A 15795-nucleotide genomic window follows, 5' to 3' on the forward strand; every position below is an offset into this window, starting at 1 on the left:
GATGAGCTTCGCCGCCGGTTCACACTGAAAGGCCAGGGATTCACACTGAAGGCGCCTACCAGGCGCGCGACAAATCCGCGTGCTGCCGAACCCACGCGTGCATCGCGATCCCGGCGGCGACGCCGGCGTTGATGCTGCGCGTCGAGCCGAACTGGGCGATCGACACGGTGAGCGCCGCGCCGGCCCGGATGTCGTCGGTGATGCCCGGACCTTCCTCGCCGAACACCATCAGGCACGCCCGCGGCAGCGCCGTCTCCTCCAGGCGCGCCGCGCCCGGCACGTTGTCGACGGCCACCACCGTCAGCCCGGCGCCCGCCGCGAACTCGAGCAGCGCGGCGGTGCTGTCGTGGTGGCACAGCCGCTGATAGCGGTCGGTCACCATGGCGCCGCGGCGATTCCAGCGCCGCCGCCCGACGATGTGCACGGTGTCGACCGCGAAAGCGTTGGCGGTGCGCACCACCGAGCCGATGTTGGCGTCGTAGCCGAAGTTCTCGATCGCCACGTGCAGCGGGTGACGTCGCAGGTCGATGTCGGCGATGATCGCCTCGCGTGTCCAGTACCGGTAGGCGTCGACGACGTTGCGAGTATCGCCGTCGCGCAACAGGTTTGGGTCGTATCGCGGGTCGTCGGGCGGGTCGCCCGGCCACGGCCCGACGCCGCCGCCCGTCGTTCCCCATTCGGTGGGCCCGGGATCGCTCATCGCTGCGTCCACACCCCGGCGTGGGTGCCGTCGACCGCCACCGTCGCGTACAGCAGCGCCTCGTTGATCTCGCCCTGGGTGCACAGCGACGCGTTGACCCGCACGGAGTCCAGCGACGCGTCGGGCAGGATCAGCACCGACGATCCGTACGCCGCGCACGCCGGGTTCAGGCCCCGGCCGGGCAGGGTCGGCGACGCCAGCAGCATCAGCGGCCCGCCGCGCTGGGCGGAGTCGTCGCGGTACCGCTCCGCGAGGGCGGTGGCTTCCAGACCCAGCAGCATGTAGCCGTTGCCGACGAACGCGGCCGGATCGCCGAGCTGGGCCTTGGTCATCGGGGCGCCGTCGGCGCGCCAGGCCGACAGGCTGACGGTCTTGACGCTCAAGCCGGTGTCGTTGGCGTTGGTCGGCGGCAGCCCCACCGGAAACGCCGCCGGGTAGGCGGCCGAGGTGTTCGGGATCCGGTCGCGCGGCGAGTAGGCGTACACCCCGCGCACCTGGCTCCGATCCTTAAGCGGCCCAAGGCAAATGCTGCCGGTGAGCCGGCCGGGGGGCGCCGACAGCGGGTGTTGGATGTCGTGCACGGTCGTCGCCGCGTCATCGCAGCTGCCCAGCGCGGCCGACTCCATCGGGTGGGCCAGGGCGCCGTACAGCCCGAAGCGAAGCTCCTCGGGTTTGGCGTGCGGGGCCTTCGGGTCGGTGGGCGATGCGTCGAGGTCGACCAGCACGTAGTCGCCGTCCCAGCGCAGGTTCGACACCGACATGTTCCAGCCCAGCAGCGCAAGCGATTCGCCGAGCCGGGCGCCCTGCGCGCCATACGGCCGCACGGGGCCGCTGGAGCCCGAACAGCCAAGGGCACACGCCGCCGTGAAGACGACAATGCACGCGACGCGGACAAGGCGCTCGAATCTAGTTGACATCATTCACATTTGCCACAGGAGCCGCTCGGGGAACGGATCGACGACTTGCCCGCCTCAGAGCGACAACTGGGCGGCGGCTGGGCGACCTGTTCTGTCGCTGTGAGGCGGGCACAACGAGAGTCGCCCGGACGAGAGGCTGCTGCGGCACATGTGACAGCGCATGCATGAAACGCGGCCTAGCCCAGCCCCAGATCGGCCAGGCCCAGCACGCTGCGGTAGGGAATTCCTTCTGCTTCGATGGCCTCGGCGGCGCCGGTGGCGCGGTCCACCACGGTCGCCACCCCGATCACCTGGCCGCCCGCGTCCTGCACGGCATGCACCGCCGTGAGCGCCGAGTTGCCGGTGGTGCTGGTGTCCTCCACCACCAAGGCCCGCCGGCCGGAGACCTCGGAACCCTCGATAAGGCGTTGCAGCCCATGGGTTTTCGCCGACTTGCGCACCACGAACGCGTCGATGGGCCGCCCGGGCGCGTGCATGATGGCGGTCGCGACGGGGTCGGCGCCCAGCGTCAGGCCACCGACGACGGCGTAGTCCCAGTCGGCGGTGAGCTCGCGCATCAGCGTGCCGATCAGCGCGGAGGCGCGGTGGTGCAGGGTGGCCCGGCGCAGGTCGACGTAGTAGTCGGCCTCCTTGCCCGACGACAGCGTCACCCGCCCGTGCACCACCGACAGCCGGCGCACCAAATCGGAAAGCTCCTCGCGGGCGTCAGCTGCGGTCACGACCGCCCACTCGTTTCGCGGCGCTGCGCACCAGGCCGCGGGGCAGCAGCCGCCCGGCGGTGACGATCGCCTTGTACTGCAGGCCCGGCACGCTGACCACCTTGCCGGCGGCGACGTCGGCCAGGCTCGCGGCGACCACGTCGTCGACCTCGAGCCACAGGAACCGCGGCAGCTTGGCCATGTCCATCCCGGCCCGAGCGTGAAATTCGGTGTGCACGAAGCCCGGGCACACGGCGTGCACGCCGACCCCCGTCCCTTCCAGCGCGCCGGCCAGGCCCTCGCTGAACGAGATCACCCAGGCCTTGGACGCCGAATAGGTCGACGACCGGCCGTTCACCATTCCGGCGACGCTGGCGACGTTGATGACGGTCCCGGCACCGGCCGCGATCATCGCGGGCACCGCGGCCCGGGTGAGCTGCAGCACCGCGGTCACGTTGACGTCGAGCTGCGCCTGCAGCAGCGCGGGATCCGTCGTCCAGAATTCGCCGGACGTGCCGAAGCCGGCGTTGTTGACCAGGACCCGCACCCCGGCGGCAAGCCGCTCGGCCACCCTGTCGCGGCCGGCCGCATCGGCCAGATCCGCGGGCAGGATCTCGACGTTGCCGCCCTGGCCCTCGAGCTCGGCCGCCAGCTTGGTCAGCCGGTCGACGTCGCGGGCGACCAGAACCAGGTCGTAGCCGTCGCGCGCGTAGCGCCGTGCGTAGCCCCCGCCGATGCCGGACGTCGGCCCGGTGATCAGGGCTACGGGGCGAGGCATGAGCGACAGTGTAATGACGCGGGCCTGGCCGGCCTCAGCGCTGGTAGTTAGTGGCCCCGTGGCCGTTGCGCCCGGTCGGCGGCTGGCGGCCCTGGTCCCGGCGCAGCGGCTCGGTGGCGCGTCGACCCGCCTGAACGTCCGAACCCAGCAACCCCGACACGTCCTGTTGCGGCCGCCGCGACGGCAACTCGAGGCGACCGGCGGGCGCCAGGGGGCGGCTCGGTGCGGCGTTGCGCGGCAACGCGGGCGCCCCGGCCTCCTGCGGGGTCTCCTGCGGCACCGGCGGCAACACGCGCAGCAGGTCGTTGAACTGGCGCACGGTGCGCAGGCCCTCGTCCCATTGCGCGCGCGTGCTGGAGATCGGCATGGCGACCAACGTCCAGTTCTGCTCGTTCCACATGATCTCGGCGCAGTCGGGGGCGGTGTGCGCGAAGGTGACCATGCGCCGGTCGCAGGCCCGCCGGGCCGCGTCCAGATTGGTCGAGTAGACCATCCGCGGCCCGATCGCGCCCAGCAGCCAAATGTCGCTCTCCCGAGGCTCTTTCAGACCCTTGAGGCGCAGGTCGACGACGACGTTGGTGCCCACCTTGCGGTGCAGCGCGATCACCGTGGCGACTTCCTCGACGTCGAAGATGTAGACGGCCTCACCGCGGATCTGACCGAGCACGACGTTGTGGGCGGGGACGTCGCCCACCGTCGAGATCACCCCGCGCTTCCAGCGCTTGAGGATGTCGGTCGATTCGCGCTCGTAGTCGAAGCCGTGCGACCGCGCCCACGATTTGCGGCGCCTGCTACGCCCCCGCTGTCGATCGATGTCGACGTACACCAGCACGCCCGCGCCGACAAAGCACAGCGCGGACAGCGTGAACCAAAGGGGGACCATCCCACACAGGGTATCCGCTGTCGGCCCGGAATAGACAATGCGACCTGGTCACAAGCAAATTAAGGTTTGCCGGGGAGCGCTGAGCGGGTCGGCATCGCGGCGTTGGGTGTGCGCTGACGGCTTTGGGTGTGAGCTGGCGGCGGGAGTCCGGCAATTTTCCCGCCGCCCATGCCCACGCAAAGCCAACGATTCACACTCGAGCCGACTAGCCCAGGACCAGCGAGTCGCCGTCCGGGCTGACGTTGACGGGCACTACGTCGCCGTCGTGCACCTCGCCGGCCAGCAGCATCTTCGCCAGCTGGTCGCCGATCGCCTGCTGCACCAACCTGCGCAACGGCCGGGCCCCGTAGACCGGGTCGAACCCGCGCTGAGCCAGCCACTTCTTGGCCGGCAGCGACACCTCCAGCTGCAGCCGCCGTTGCGCCAACCGCTTGCCCAGCTGCTGAAGCTGGATGTCGACGATCTGCACCAGTTCTTCGGGGTTGAGCCCGTCGAAGATCAGCACGTCGTCGAGGCGGTTGATGAACTCCGGCTTGAACGCCGAGCGCACCGCCGCCATCACCTGCTCCTCGCTGCCGCCCGACCCGAGGTTGGACGTCAGGATGAGGATGGTGTTGCGGAAGTCGACCGTGCGGCCCTGCCCGTCGGTGAGCCGGCCCTCGTCGAGCACCTGCAGCAGCACGTCGAACACGTCCGGGTGCGCCTTCTCGATCTCGTCGAACAGCACCACGGTGTAGGGGCGCCGGCGCACCGCCTCGGTCAGCTGACCGCCCTGGTCGTAGCCGATGTAGCCGGGGGGCGCACCGACCAGCCGGGCGACGGAATGCTTCTCGCCGTACTCGCTCATGTCGATGCGGACCATGGCCCGGTCGTCGTCGAACAGGAAGTCGGCCAGCGCCTTGGCCAGCTCGGTCTTGCCGACACCGGTGGGGCCCAGGAACATGAACGAACCCGTCGGCCGGTTGGGGTCGGCGACCCCGGCGCGGCTGCGCCGCACCGCGTCGGACACGGCCTGCACGGCCTTGCGCTGCCCAACGACCCGCTTGCCCAGCTCGTCTTCCATCCGCAGCAGCTTGGCGGTCTCGCCCTCGAGCATCCGCCCGGCGGGAATGCCGGTCCACGCCGACACCACGTCGGCGATGTCGTCGGGCCCGACCTCCTCCTTGAGCATCACGTTCTCGCGGGCCTCGGCCTGCGGCAGCGCGGCGTCGAGCTTCTTCTCCACCTCGGGGATGCGCCCGTAGCGCAGCTCGGCGGCCTTGGCCAGGTCGCCGTCGCGCTCGGCGCGCTCGGACTCCCCGCGCAGCGCCTCCAGCTGTTCCTTGAGCTCGCGGACGACGTCGATCGCGTTCTTCTCGTTCTGCCACCGGGTGGTCAGCTCGGCCAGCTTCTCCTTCTGGTCGGCCAGCTCGGCGCGCAGCTTCTCCAGCCGCTCCTTGGAGGCCTCGTCTTCCTCTTTCTCCAGCGCCATCTCCTCGATCTCGAGGCGGCGCACCAGGCGCTCGACCTCGTCGATCTCGACGGGCCGCGAGTCGATCTCCATCTTCAGCCGGCTGGCAGCCTCGTCGACAAGGTCGATGGCCTTGTCCGGCAGGAACCGCGCGGTGATGTAGCGGTCGCTCAAAGTGGCCGCGGCCACCAGCGCCGAATCGGTGATGCGCACCCCGTGGTGCACCTCGTAGCGGTCCTTCAGGCCGCGCAGGATGCCGACGGTGTCCTCGACCGACGGCTCGCCGACGAACACCTGCTGGAAGCGGCGCTCCAGGGCGGCGTCCTTCTCGATGTACTTGCGGTACTCGTCGAGCGTCGTGGCGCCGACCAGCCGCAGCTCGCCACGGGCCAGCATCGGCTTGATCATGTTGCCGGCGTCCATCGCGCCCTCGCCGGTCGCGCCGGCGCCCACGATGGTGTGCAGCTCGTCGATGAACGTGATGATCTGCCCGGCGGAGTTCTTGATGTCGTCGAGCACGGCCTTGAGCCGCTCCTCGAACTCGCCGCGGTACTTGGCGCCGGCCACCATCGACCCGAGGTCCAGGGCGATGACGGTCTTGTCGCGCAGGCTCTCCGGCACGTCGCCCGCGACGATGCGCTGGGCCAGGCCCTCGACGATCGCGGTCTTGCCGACGCCGGGCTCGCCGATGAGCACCGGGTTGTTCTTGGTGCGACGGCTCAAAACCTGCACGACGCGGCGGATCTCGTTGTCGCGCCCGATGACGGGGTCGAGCTTGCCCTCACGGGCCCGGGCGGTCAGGTCGGTGGAGTACTTCTCCAGCGCCTGGTAGGTGGCCTCGGGGTCGGCGCTGGTGACCCGCGCGCTGCCGCGGACCTTGACGAACGCGTCCCGCAACGCCTGCGGGGACGCGCCGTGGCCGGTCAGCAGCTTGGCGACGTCCGAGTCGCCGGTGGCCAGCCCGACCATCAGGTGCTCGGTCGAGACGAACTCGTCGTCCATCTCGGTGGCGAGGTGCTGGGCGGTGGTGATGGCGGCCAGCGATTCGCGGGATAGCTGCGGCTGCGAGCTGGCGCCGCTGGCTTGCGGCAGCTGGTCCAGGATCCGCTGCGCCTCGGCGCGGATGGTGGCCGGCTCGACGCCGACGGCCTCCAGCAGCGGCGCGGCGATCCCGTCGTTCTGGGTCAGCAGCGCCAACAGCAGATGGGCGGGCCGGATCTCCGGGTTGCCGGCGGCCGAGGCCGCCTGCAGGGCCGAGGTCAGGGCCGCCTGCGTCTTGGTGGTCGGGTTAAAAGAATCCACGACTATCTCCGTTAGGGGTCAGAAAGGGCTGCATGAAAATGCTTGTCGTAATGTTCAACGCCGTCAAGGTTGAGTGTGTTCCGCTCAAGTCTACAAGATTTCCGTGACGCCTAGAATCGAGGCCCGTGAGCCTGGAGGACCGCGACGCGTTGCAGGTGCTGCGCGACGCCTTCGCGCCGGCCGATCCGCGCTCCGACGAACTCGTCCGCAGGTTCTATACCCGCTGGTTCGGCCTCGACGTCTCGGTGCGCGACCTCTTCCCGCCCGAGATGGACGTCCAGCGGGCCGCGTTCGCGCGCGCCCTGCACTGGGTGTACGGGGAGCTGGTGGAGCAGCGCGCGGCCGAGCCGGTGGCCTTCCTCGCCCAGCTCGGACGGGATCACCGCAAATTCGGCGTGCTGCCGGCGCATTACGGCACGCTGCGTCGCGCGCTGCATGCGACGCTTCGCGACCACCTCGGCGACGCGTGGACCGATTCCGTCGCGGCGACCGCCGATCAGTCGCTCAACCTGATCACCGGCGTGATGAGCGGTGCCGCCGACGCCGACGACGCACCAGCCTGGATGGACGGCACGGTCATCGAGCACATCCGGGTCTCGCGCGATCTGGCCGTCGTGCGGCTGCAACTCGACCACCCGCTGGACTACTTCCCGGGGCAATACGTCGACGTCCAGGTCCCGCAGTGCCCGCGCCGGTGGCGCTACCTGAGCCCCGCGATCCCATCCGACCCGGGTGGCGGCATCGAGTTCCACGTCCGACAGGTCCCCGGCGGCCTGGTCAGCACCGCGGTGGTCAACGAAACGCGGCCCGGCGACCGGTGGCGGCTGTCCAGTCCGCACGGCGGCTTGCGGGTCGACCGGGACGGCGAAGACGTCCTGATGGTGGCCGGCAGCACCGGGCTGGCCCCGCTGCGCGCGCTGATCATGGACCTGTCCCGCTACGCGGTGAACCCGCGGGTGCACCTCTTCTTCGGCGCCCGCTACCGCTGCGAGCTCTACGACCTGCCCACGCTGTGGCAGGTCGCCCAGCACAATCCGTGGCTGTCCGTCTCGCCGGTCTCGGAGTACAGTCGCGACCCGTCGTGGGCGGCCGACTACCCCGACGTCACGCCGCCGCGCGGGCTGCACGTGCACCAGACCGGCCGCCTGCCCGACGTGGTGACCAAATACGGCGGCTGGGGCGACCGGCAGATCCTGATCTGCGGCGGACCGGATATGGTTCGTGCGACCAAGGCCGCCCTGATCGCCAAAGGCGCGCCACCCGAACGCATTCAGCACGACCCACTGTCCAGGTGAACCGAGGTAAGCCATGCGCATCGTCACCCTGACCGACCCGTCATCGCCGGTGGCGGCGCAGTTCGTGCCGGAGGCCGGCATGATCGGCACGTCGCTGACCGACGCGGGCACCGAGCTGCTCGGCCAACGGCGCGGCCTGCAGGCGTACCTCGACGCCGGCAAGACGATGGGCATCCCGATCCTGTACCCGTGGGCAAATCGCTTGGGCGCCAACACCTACACGGCCGAGGGTGTGACGGTGGCGCTGACGCCAGGGGAGAACGGGGTTCGCGCCGATCCCAACGGGTTGCCCATCCACGGCACGCTGGCCGCCTTCCCGGGCTGGCGGGTGACGGCGGAGTCGGACAACGAGCTGGCCGCCGAGGTCGATTTCGGCGCCGACCCGCGGTTGCTGGCCAGCTTCCCGTATCCGCACGTGCTCTCGGTGGCGGTGCGGCTGGCCGACCGGGCGCTGACGGTGCGCACCACCGTCACCCCGAGCGGCGACACGGCGGTTCCGCTGTGCTTCGGCTTCCATCCCTACCTGCGCCTGCCGGACGTTCCGCGCGGCGAGTGGATGATCGAGACGCCGCCCCTGCGGCACCTGGGGCTCGACGAGCGGGGGCTGCCCACCGGCGAGTCCGAACCCGAGCCGGCCCGCGAAGAACCCCTGGGCGACAGGGCTTTTGACGACGCCTACGACCAGGTCGGCCAGGGCGCGGTGTTCGCGGTGTCCGGCGGCGGCCGCCGCCTGGAGGTGCACTTCGAGCGGGGATATCCGGCGACGCAGATCTTCGCCCCCGTCGCCGAAGAGGTCGTGTGCTTCGAGCCGATGACCGCGCCAACGGACGCGCTGCGCCACGGCGGCTACTCGAGCGCGCGCCCGGGCGCCCCGGCCGTTACGCAGTTCTCGATTCGCGTGTGAGCGGGCGTCTTTCACCACCGCAGCATGGGGAAGGGCCGAAGCGGGTGCCCGGCGGCGTAGCGGATCAGACCCTTCGCGAGGAACGCGTGGAAGCCGCAGTAAGGCAACTCGGCGACGACGGATCGAACCTCGGAGCGCCCGACCCCGTCACGCAGCAGACCGCGGCTCACGTCGATACGGTCGGCTATCCGAAAGGTCTCGGCCATGCGATCGTGCGACGGTCGCAGCCGGTGGTGTTCGACGATCAGCGCGCGCACCTCGTCGACGTTGTCGACGCCGAATTCTTCGGCGTGCGCGGAGGCCAGGTCGGCCGAGGGCCCGAGGTAGTCGAACGTGCCCGCGGTCCAGATGCCGAGATCGTGTGCGGCCCAGGCCAGAACGGCGAAGTCCGGGACCGGACCGGCGAGCAGCTGTTGGTGATAATTCATCCCGCGGTAGACGTGATTGCGGTAGGTCGGCAGCTGCGCGCCCAGCTCGCGTTGGTATCGCTGTAGCAGGGTTTCGACGATCGGGTGAACGGTGATCACTTCCATGCCGCGACCAGTCATGTGAACGCTAGCGCGGCTTTCGCGGCTGCCACACCACCAGCGCGGTGCTCTTCGGCACCACCGCAATGTCGCGGCGCTGGCCGGCCCGCACCTGTGCCAGCTCCTCGGTCAGCTCCTTCACGCGTGACTGCAGCGCCTCCACCTGGTTGGTCAGCTCGATGATGCGCTTGATGCCGGCCAGGTTGACGCCCTCGTCCTGCGACAGCCGCTGCACCTCGCGCAGCAGGTGCACGTCGTGCTCCGAATAACGGCGTCCCCCACCTGAAGTGCGCCTCGGGCTGACCAGCCCGAGGCGGTCGTAGGTGCGCAGGGTCTGGGCGTGCATGCCGGCCAGTTCGGCGGCCACCGAGATCAGGAAGGTCCTGGCCTCCTCCTTGGGATTCCGTGAGCCTCTGGCCATCAGCGGTTACCTGCCCATCCCGCGCGCGGGTTGAAACCGCTGGACTGCTCGGCGGCCGCGTAGGCCTCCAGCGCCTCCTGGGCGGCGCCCTCCAAGTTCGGCGGCACGGACACCTTCACGGTGACCAGCAGGTCGCCGTTGCCGCCGCCCCGCTTGGGCACACCGCGGCCGCGCACCCGCAGGATCCGGCCGTCGGCGGTGCCCTTGGGCACCCGCACACCGACCTTGCCGTCCAGCGTGGGAACCGAAAGCGTTGAGCCCAAAGCCAACTCGCTGAAGCTGACCGGCACGGTCACGGTGAGGTCGTCGCCGTCACGGCCGAACACCTTGTCGGGCCGCACATGCACGGTCACGTACAGGTCGCCCGACGGTGCACCGCGCAGCCCCGCCTCGCCCTGCCCGGGCAGCCGGATCCGTTGTCCGTCCTCGACACCGGGCGGGATCCGCACGTTGATCGTGCGCGTGCGGGTCGTCACGCCGGTGCCTTTGCACTCGTCGCACGGGTGCTCGATGATCGAGCCGCTGCCCCGGCAATCGGTGCACGGTTCGGAGAAGCCGAACGCGCCCTGATTCCGGTTGATCACGCCCGAGCCGTTGCAGCTGGGGCACACCTTCGGGCTGGTGCCCGGGCGCGCTCCGCTGCCATGGCAATTCGTGCACGGCGCCGGGCTGGTCAGCCGCAGCGGCATCGCGACGCCCTTGGCCGCCTCGACGAAATCGAGCTCGGTCTCGGTCTCCAGGTCGTTGCCGCGCCGCGGCCGGCTGGGCCGGGGACTGGCGCCGCCGCGTCCGAACAGGCCGCCGAACAGGTCGCCGATGTTGGCGCCGCCGCTTCGGCCGGCGGCGTCGAACAGGTCGCTGAGATTGAACTCCGCGCCGTCGCCGCCGACGTTGAAGCTGAAGCCGCTGCCACCGTCGAACCTGCGGCCGCCGAAACCGCCGCCCGCGAACAGGCGGCGGGTCTCGTCGTACTCCTTGCGCTTGGCCGGATCCGACAACACGTTGTGCGCCTCCGACACCGCCTTGAACCGTTCGCCGGCGGCCGGGTTGTCGGGGTTCGCATCCGGGTGCAGGTCGCGCGCCAGCTTGCGGTAGGCGCGCTTGATCTCCTCCGGGCTGGCGTCAGAGGAGACGCCCAGCTCCTTGTAGAAGTCCTTTTCGACCCATTCACGCTGGGCCATGCCGCGTCACCCCCTCACCTTTCTCTATCTATTTGTCGTTTGTAATTCTCGTGCTTAGTCACCGGAGCCGTCGGCGTTATCGACCGTGTCGGACGGTTGCGTTTCGGCCGGGACCGTTTCTTCGCCCACGACGGTGTCGACCACGCCGACGAGGGCGTGCCGCAGCACCTGGTCGCCCAGCTTGTAGCCCTGCCGCATGACCGTGCCGATCACCGGCTTGGAGCCCTCGGCGCCGTCGCCCTCGTGCTGCACGGCCTCGTGCAGCACCGGGTCGAAGTCCTCGCCCTCCTCGCCGAACGCGGTGAGGCCGAGGCCGGTCAGCGCGCTGTCCAGCTTGTCGGCGACCGACTTCAACGGGCCGGTTTCCAGGTCGCCGTGCTTGCGGGCCCGATCGAGATCGTCCAGCACGGGCAGCAATTGGCTGACGACGGCGGCCTTGGCCCGGTCCGCGGCGGCCTGCTGATCGCGCAACGCCCGCTTGCGGTAGTTGGCGAAGTCGGCCTGTACCCGCTGCAGATCGCCGAGCAATTCGGCCGCCTTACCGGCCTCCTCCGGACTTTCGCCGGCGAACGCCTCCGGCGCCGGCCCGCTGGGGGCCGGGCCGGAAGCGCCGTGCCGTACTTGGCCGGTCTCGGGATCGATCCGCCGCTTGTCGGTGACCGTCACCTGTTCCTGGGGGTTGCCGTCGGTCACTTGGCCTCCCGGTCGTCGTCGACCACCTCCGCGTCCACGACGTCATCGGCCGAGCCGGACGTGCCGCCGGCCTCGCCACCCGGGGTGCCGGCCTGGCCGGCCTCCGCCTGCGTGGCCTCGTAGATGGCCTGACCGAGCGCCTGGGACTCCTGGCCCAGCTTCTCCATCGCCGACTTGATCGCGGAGATGTCGGTGCCGGCCAGCGCCGACTTGGCCTCGGCCACCGCGGCGTCCACCTTGTTCAGCGTGTCCTCGGGGACCTTCGAGCCGCCCTCGGCCTCGCGTTGTTCCTTGACGAACTTCTCCGTCTGGTAGACGAGCGTCTCGGCCTGGTTGCGGATGTCGGCCTCCTCGCGGCGCTGACGGTCCTCCTCGGCGTGCGCCTCGGCGTCCTTGATCATCCGGTCGATCTCCTCCTTGGACAGGCCGGAGCCCTCCTGGATCTTGATCGTGTTCTCCTTGCCGGTGCCCTTGTCCTTGGCCGTGACGTGCACGATGCCGTTGGCGTCGATGTCGAAGGTGACCTCGATCTGCGGGACGCCGCGCGGGGCCGGCGGGATGCCGGTCAGCTCGAAGGAGCCGAGCAGCTTGTTGTGCGAGGCGATTTCGCGCTCACCCTGATAGACCTGGATCTGCACGGACGGCTGGTTGTCGTCGGCCGTGGTGAAGGTCTCCGAGCGCTTCGTCGGGATCGTGGTGTTGCGCTCGATGAGCTTGGTCATCACGCCACCCTTGGTCTCGATACCCAGGCTCAGCGGCGTAACATCAAGCAGCAGAACGTCTTTCACCTCACCCTTGAGCACACCGGCCTGCAGCGCGGCGCCCACGGCAACCACCTCGTCGGGGTTGACGCCCTTGTTGGGCTCCTTGCCACCGGTAAGCTCCTTGACCAACTCGGTCACCGCGGGCATACGGGTGGAACCGCCAACCAGCACGACGTGGTCGATGTCGGACACCGAGATGCCGGCGTCGGAGATCACCGACTTGAACGGCTGACGGGTGCGGTCCAGCAGGTCCTGCGTGATGCGCTGGAACTCGGCGCGGGTCAGCTGCTCGTCGAGGAACAGCGGGTTCTTGTCCGCGTCGACGGTGATGTAGGGCAGGTTGATCGAGGTGCTCTGCGAGCTCGAGAGCTCGATCTTGGCCTTCTCGGCCGCCTCACGCAGCCGCTGCATCGCCATCTTGTCCTTGGTCAGGTCGATGCCGCTGGTGCCCTTGAACTTGTCGACGAGCCATTCGACGACGCGGTCGTCCCAGTCGTCGCCACCGAGGTGGTTGTCACCGCTGGTGGCCCGAACCTCGACCACGCCCTCGCCGATCTCGAGCAGCGAGACGTCGAAGGTGCCACCACCGAGGTCGAAGACCAGGATGGTCTGCTCCTTCTCGCCCTTGTCCAGCCCGTAGGCCAGCGCCGCGGCGGTGGGCTCGTTGACGATGCGCAGCACGTTCAGGCCGGCGATCTGGCCGGCCTCCTTGGTCGCCTGACGCTGGGCGTCGTTGAAGTAGGCGGGCACGGTGATGACCGCGTCGGTGATGTCCTCACCGAGGTAGGCCTCCGCGTCGCGCTTCAGCTTCATCAGCACACGGGCGCTGATCTCCTGCGCCGTGTACTTCTTGCCGTCGATCTCGACGGACCAGTCGGTGCCCATGTGCCGCTTGACCGACCTGATGGTGCGGTCGACGTTGGTCACCGCCTGGTTCTTGGCGGGCTGGCCGACCAGCACTTCGCCGTTGCGCGCGAACGCGACGATCGACGGTGTGGTCCGCGAACCCTCGGAGTTCGCGACGACGACGGGGTCGCCGCCCTCGAGGACCGAGACGACTGAGTTGGTGGTCCCGAGGTCGATACCGACCGCACGAGCCATAGTGATTCCTCCTGATTACGTAGAGCTTTTTTGGTGCCACTATGCTGAGTGAACCCCGCTCAAGCCTGCCCTCGCGGGCGTCGTGGTGTCAACCCAGCCTTGAGTCTGCTTCGCTCAACTTGTTGACCATGCTAACGGCGGGCGCACGCGTCTTGTTCCCGGGGTGGCCATTGCGTGTGAATTGAGGGCTTTGCGTGGTGCGCCAGGGCGGAAAATCGCCCGGAATCCCGCCCTCACCTCACACCCAACCGCCGTCAGCTCACACTCAATGCGCCGGGCTCCGGTCGACAGGTCGCTTGTTCCGGGGTGCCGATTGCGTGTGAATTGAGGGCTTCGAGTGGTGCGCCAGGGTTGAAAATCGGCCGGAGTCGCGCCCTCAGCTCACACTGAAGGCCATCAGCTCACACTCGACGCGCGGGCCGGGCTCCGATGTCCAGGACAACCCCGGGGATTTCACGGGTTCGCCCGGGTTCATGCGCGGGGAAACTCGCTTCCAGCGATGGGAGGCGGGGAATGACACAGGTACCGACGGTGATCGGCTACGTGCTGGCGCGGCTGCACCAGATCGGCGTCTCCGACATCTTCGGGGTGCCCGGCGATTACGCGTTCCCCGTCCACGACGCCATCGTCGCGCACCCCGATATCAGTTGGATCGGCTGCTGCAACGAGCTCAACGCCGGCTACGCAGCCGACGGATACGCGCGCCTGCGCGGGATCGGCGCACTGACCACCACCTACGGGGTCGGCGAGCTCAGCGCGATCACCGCAGTGGCCGGTTCTTACGCCGAGCGCCTGCCGGTGTTCCACCTGACCGGCATGCCCAACCGCAGCGCCCAGGCCGACCGGGCGCTCGTGCACCACACGCTCGGGAACGGCGAGTTCGGCCTGTTCAAGAGCATGGCCGACACAGTCACCGCGGCAAGCGCGATCATCACGCCCGCCAACGCAGTAGCCGAGACCGAGCGATTGATCGCGACGGCGCTCTACGATCGCCGCCCGGTCTATCTGGCGTTCCCCTCCGACGTCGTCGATCAACCGGTCACGGCGTCGTCTGCCCCGCTGCCCCGGCCGGCAAGCGATCAGCGGGCGCTGGCGGCGGCGGCGGACGCGGTGTCGGATGCTCTGAACACGGCATCGACGGCGTGCGCGCTGCCCGGTCTGTTGATCGACCGCTTTGGCATCACCGAGGCGGCGATTCAACTGATCGAGGCGGCGGCGCTGCCGTTCGCGACCATGTTCGCCGACAAATCGGTCATCGACGAGGACCACCCCAACTACATCGGCATGTACGACGGCCGGCTCATGGACGAGCACGTGCGGGCATTCGTCGAATCGGCCGATGTGGTCATGCTGATCGGCACGTTGCAGACCGACTTCAACACCGGCGCCTTCACCGCCAGGCTCGACCCTGTGCGCACCATCGACATCGGACTGCACTCCACCCGCGTCGGTCCGACCGTTTTCCCGGACGTCGAAATGGCCGACCTGCTAATGGAGGTCGCGGAGCGTCATCTGCGAAAGCATGCGCCCACGAGCATCCCACCGGGAACACCGGCAAGCCTTGACGACTCGACCGACCAGGCGATCACCGCCGATCAGCTCTACCCGCGATGGATCGAATTCATTGCGCCCGACGACATAGTGATCGCGGAAACCGGCACGTGTTCAATGGGGTTGGCGTTCGGACGGCTTCCCCGCGGCGCACGGTTCTACAACCAAACCCTATGGGGCGCCATCGGCTGGGCCACCCCGGCCGCCCTCGGCGCCGCCGTCGCCGAACCTGACCGACGGCTGCTCCTGATCACCGGAGACGGTTCCCACCAACTGACGGCCCAGGAGATCTGCCAGTTCCACCGGCTGGGCCTGAAACCAATCATCTTCGTACTCAACAACTCCGGATATCTCATCGAGCGTCTGCTGTGCAAGGACCCGGAGATCGCCTACAACGACATCGCCTCCTGGAACTACGCCGAACTGCCGCACGCGTTGGGTTGCGAGGATTGGTTCACAGCGCGCGTCACCACCCTGGGTGAGCTGGACGCCGCTCTGCACACCGCCGCACGCGGTGACACCGCCGCGTACATCGAAATCGTCACCGGCGAGTACGAATCGCCACCGCTGGCCCGCAAGCTGCACGACAGCGTCAAGACGCTTTACCACCTGCCCTGAAGGATCGGAGCC

The 15795-nt window shown here is 69.1% G+C and carries 14 protein-coding genes; 3 read left to right on the top strand and 11 right to left on the bottom strand.

All coding sequences use genetic code 11. The annotated features are described in order from the left end of the window. Positions 1–55: 55 nt before the first annotated feature. The 6 genes from A5706_RS22940 to clpB form a co-directional block, all read right to left on the bottom strand. Positions 56–700 (bottom strand): RNA methyltransferase, encoded by a 645-nt coding sequence (locus A5706_RS22940; protein WP_068135744.1) that lies wholly within the window; start codon positions 698–700, stop codon positions 56–58. Then, complete coding sequence (locus A5706_RS22945) at positions 697–1617, bottom strand: hypothetical protein (protein WP_068135827.1); 921 nt, start codon at positions 1615–1617, stop codon at positions 697–699. Before A5706_RS22945 ends, A5706_RS22940 begins: the two co-directional genes overlap by 4 nt. 176 nt (positions 1618–1793) lie before the next feature. Beyond that, positions 1794–2336, bottom strand: a complete 543-nt coding sequence (gene pyrE, locus A5706_RS22950) for an orotate phosphoribosyltransferase (RefSeq protein ID WP_068135746.1) — start codon at positions 2334–2336, stop codon at positions 1794–1796. Beyond that, the gene (locus A5706_RS22955; RefSeq protein ID WP_068135749.1) at positions 2323–3093 is read right to left on the bottom strand and encodes an SDR family oxidoreductase; all 771 of its coding nucleotides are present in this window, start codon (positions 3091–3093) and stop codon (positions 2323–2325) included. The genes pyrE and A5706_RS22955 overlap by 14 nt, the downstream gene beginning before the upstream one ends. Before the next feature lie 34 nt (positions 3094–3127). Next, complete coding sequence (gene ttfA / locus A5706_RS22960; RefSeq protein WP_068135750.1) at positions 3128–3976, bottom strand: trehalose monomycolate transport factor TtfA; 849 nt, start codon at positions 3974–3976, stop codon at positions 3128–3130. A 205-nt stretch (positions 3977–4181) separates the two neighbouring features. Further along, positions 4182–6728: an ATP-dependent chaperone ClpB gene (gene clpB, locus A5706_RS22965; RefSeq protein ID WP_068135753.1), complete on the bottom strand. Its 2547-nt coding sequence runs from the start codon at positions 6726–6728 to the stop codon at positions 4182–4184. Positions 6729–6853: 125 nt separating this feature from the next. Here clpB and A5706_RS22970 point away from each other — a divergent pair, with 125 nt between their 5' ends. Both A5706_RS22970 and A5706_RS22975 read left to right on the top strand, forming a co-directional pair. After that, on the top strand, positions 6854–8023 hold the full coding sequence (locus A5706_RS22970) for an FAD-binding oxidoreductase (RefSeq protein ID WP_068135756.1): 1170 nt from the start codon (positions 6854–6856) through the stop codon (positions 8021–8023). A 13-nt stretch (positions 8024–8036) separates the two neighbouring features. Then, positions 8037–8927, top strand: coding sequence for an aldose 1-epimerase (locus A5706_RS22975; RefSeq protein ID WP_068135758.1), 891 nt, complete (start codon positions 8037–8039; stop codon positions 8925–8927). Positions 8928–8938: 11 nt separating this feature from the next. Here the strand turns inward: A5706_RS22975 and A5706_RS22980 are convergent, their stop codons facing one another. The 5 genes from A5706_RS22980 to dnaK are packed head-to-tail and all read right to left on the bottom strand — an operon-like array spanning position 8939 to position 13614. Beyond that, positions 8939–9460 carry a hypothetical protein gene (locus A5706_RS22980; RefSeq protein WP_068135761.1) on the bottom strand — a complete coding sequence of 174 codons (522 nt, stop codon included), beginning with the start codon at positions 9458–9460 and terminating at the stop codon, positions 8939–8941. Positions 9461–9482: 22 nt separating this feature from the next. Continuing rightward, positions 9483–9875, bottom strand: coding sequence for a heat shock protein transcriptional repressor HspR (locus A5706_RS22985; RefSeq protein WP_068135763.1), 393 nt, complete (start codon positions 9873–9875; stop codon positions 9483–9485). Beyond that, positions 9875–11056: a molecular chaperone DnaJ gene (gene dnaJ, locus A5706_RS22990; protein ID WP_068135766.1), complete on the bottom strand. Its 1182-nt coding sequence runs from the start codon at positions 11054–11056 to the stop codon at positions 9875–9877. Before dnaJ ends, A5706_RS22985 begins: the two co-directional genes overlap by 1 nt. Before the next feature lie 54 nt (positions 11057–11110). After that, a complete protein-coding gene (grpE, locus tag A5706_RS22995) occupies positions 11111–11749 on the bottom strand; it encodes a nucleotide exchange factor GrpE (RefSeq protein ID WP_082964561.1) in 639 nt (212 codons plus the stop codon). Then, on the bottom strand, positions 11746–13614 hold the full coding sequence (gene dnaK / locus A5706_RS23000) for a molecular chaperone DnaK (protein WP_068135769.1): 1869 nt from the start codon (positions 13612–13614) through the stop codon (positions 11746–11748). Before dnaK ends, grpE begins: the two co-directional genes overlap by 4 nt. Before the next feature lie 513 nt (positions 13615–14127). Here dnaK and A5706_RS23005 point away from each other — a divergent pair. Next, positions 14128–15783: an alpha-keto acid decarboxylase family protein gene (locus tag A5706_RS23005; protein WP_068135771.1), complete on the top strand. Its 1656-nt coding sequence runs from the start codon at positions 14128–14130 to the stop codon at positions 15781–15783. Positions 15784–15795 lie beyond the last annotated feature (12 nt).

The sequence above is a fragment of the Mycobacterium sp. E796 genome, assembly GCF_001672815.1.
GTDB lineage: Bacteria > Actinomycetota > Actinomycetes > Mycobacteriales > Mycobacteriaceae > Mycobacterium.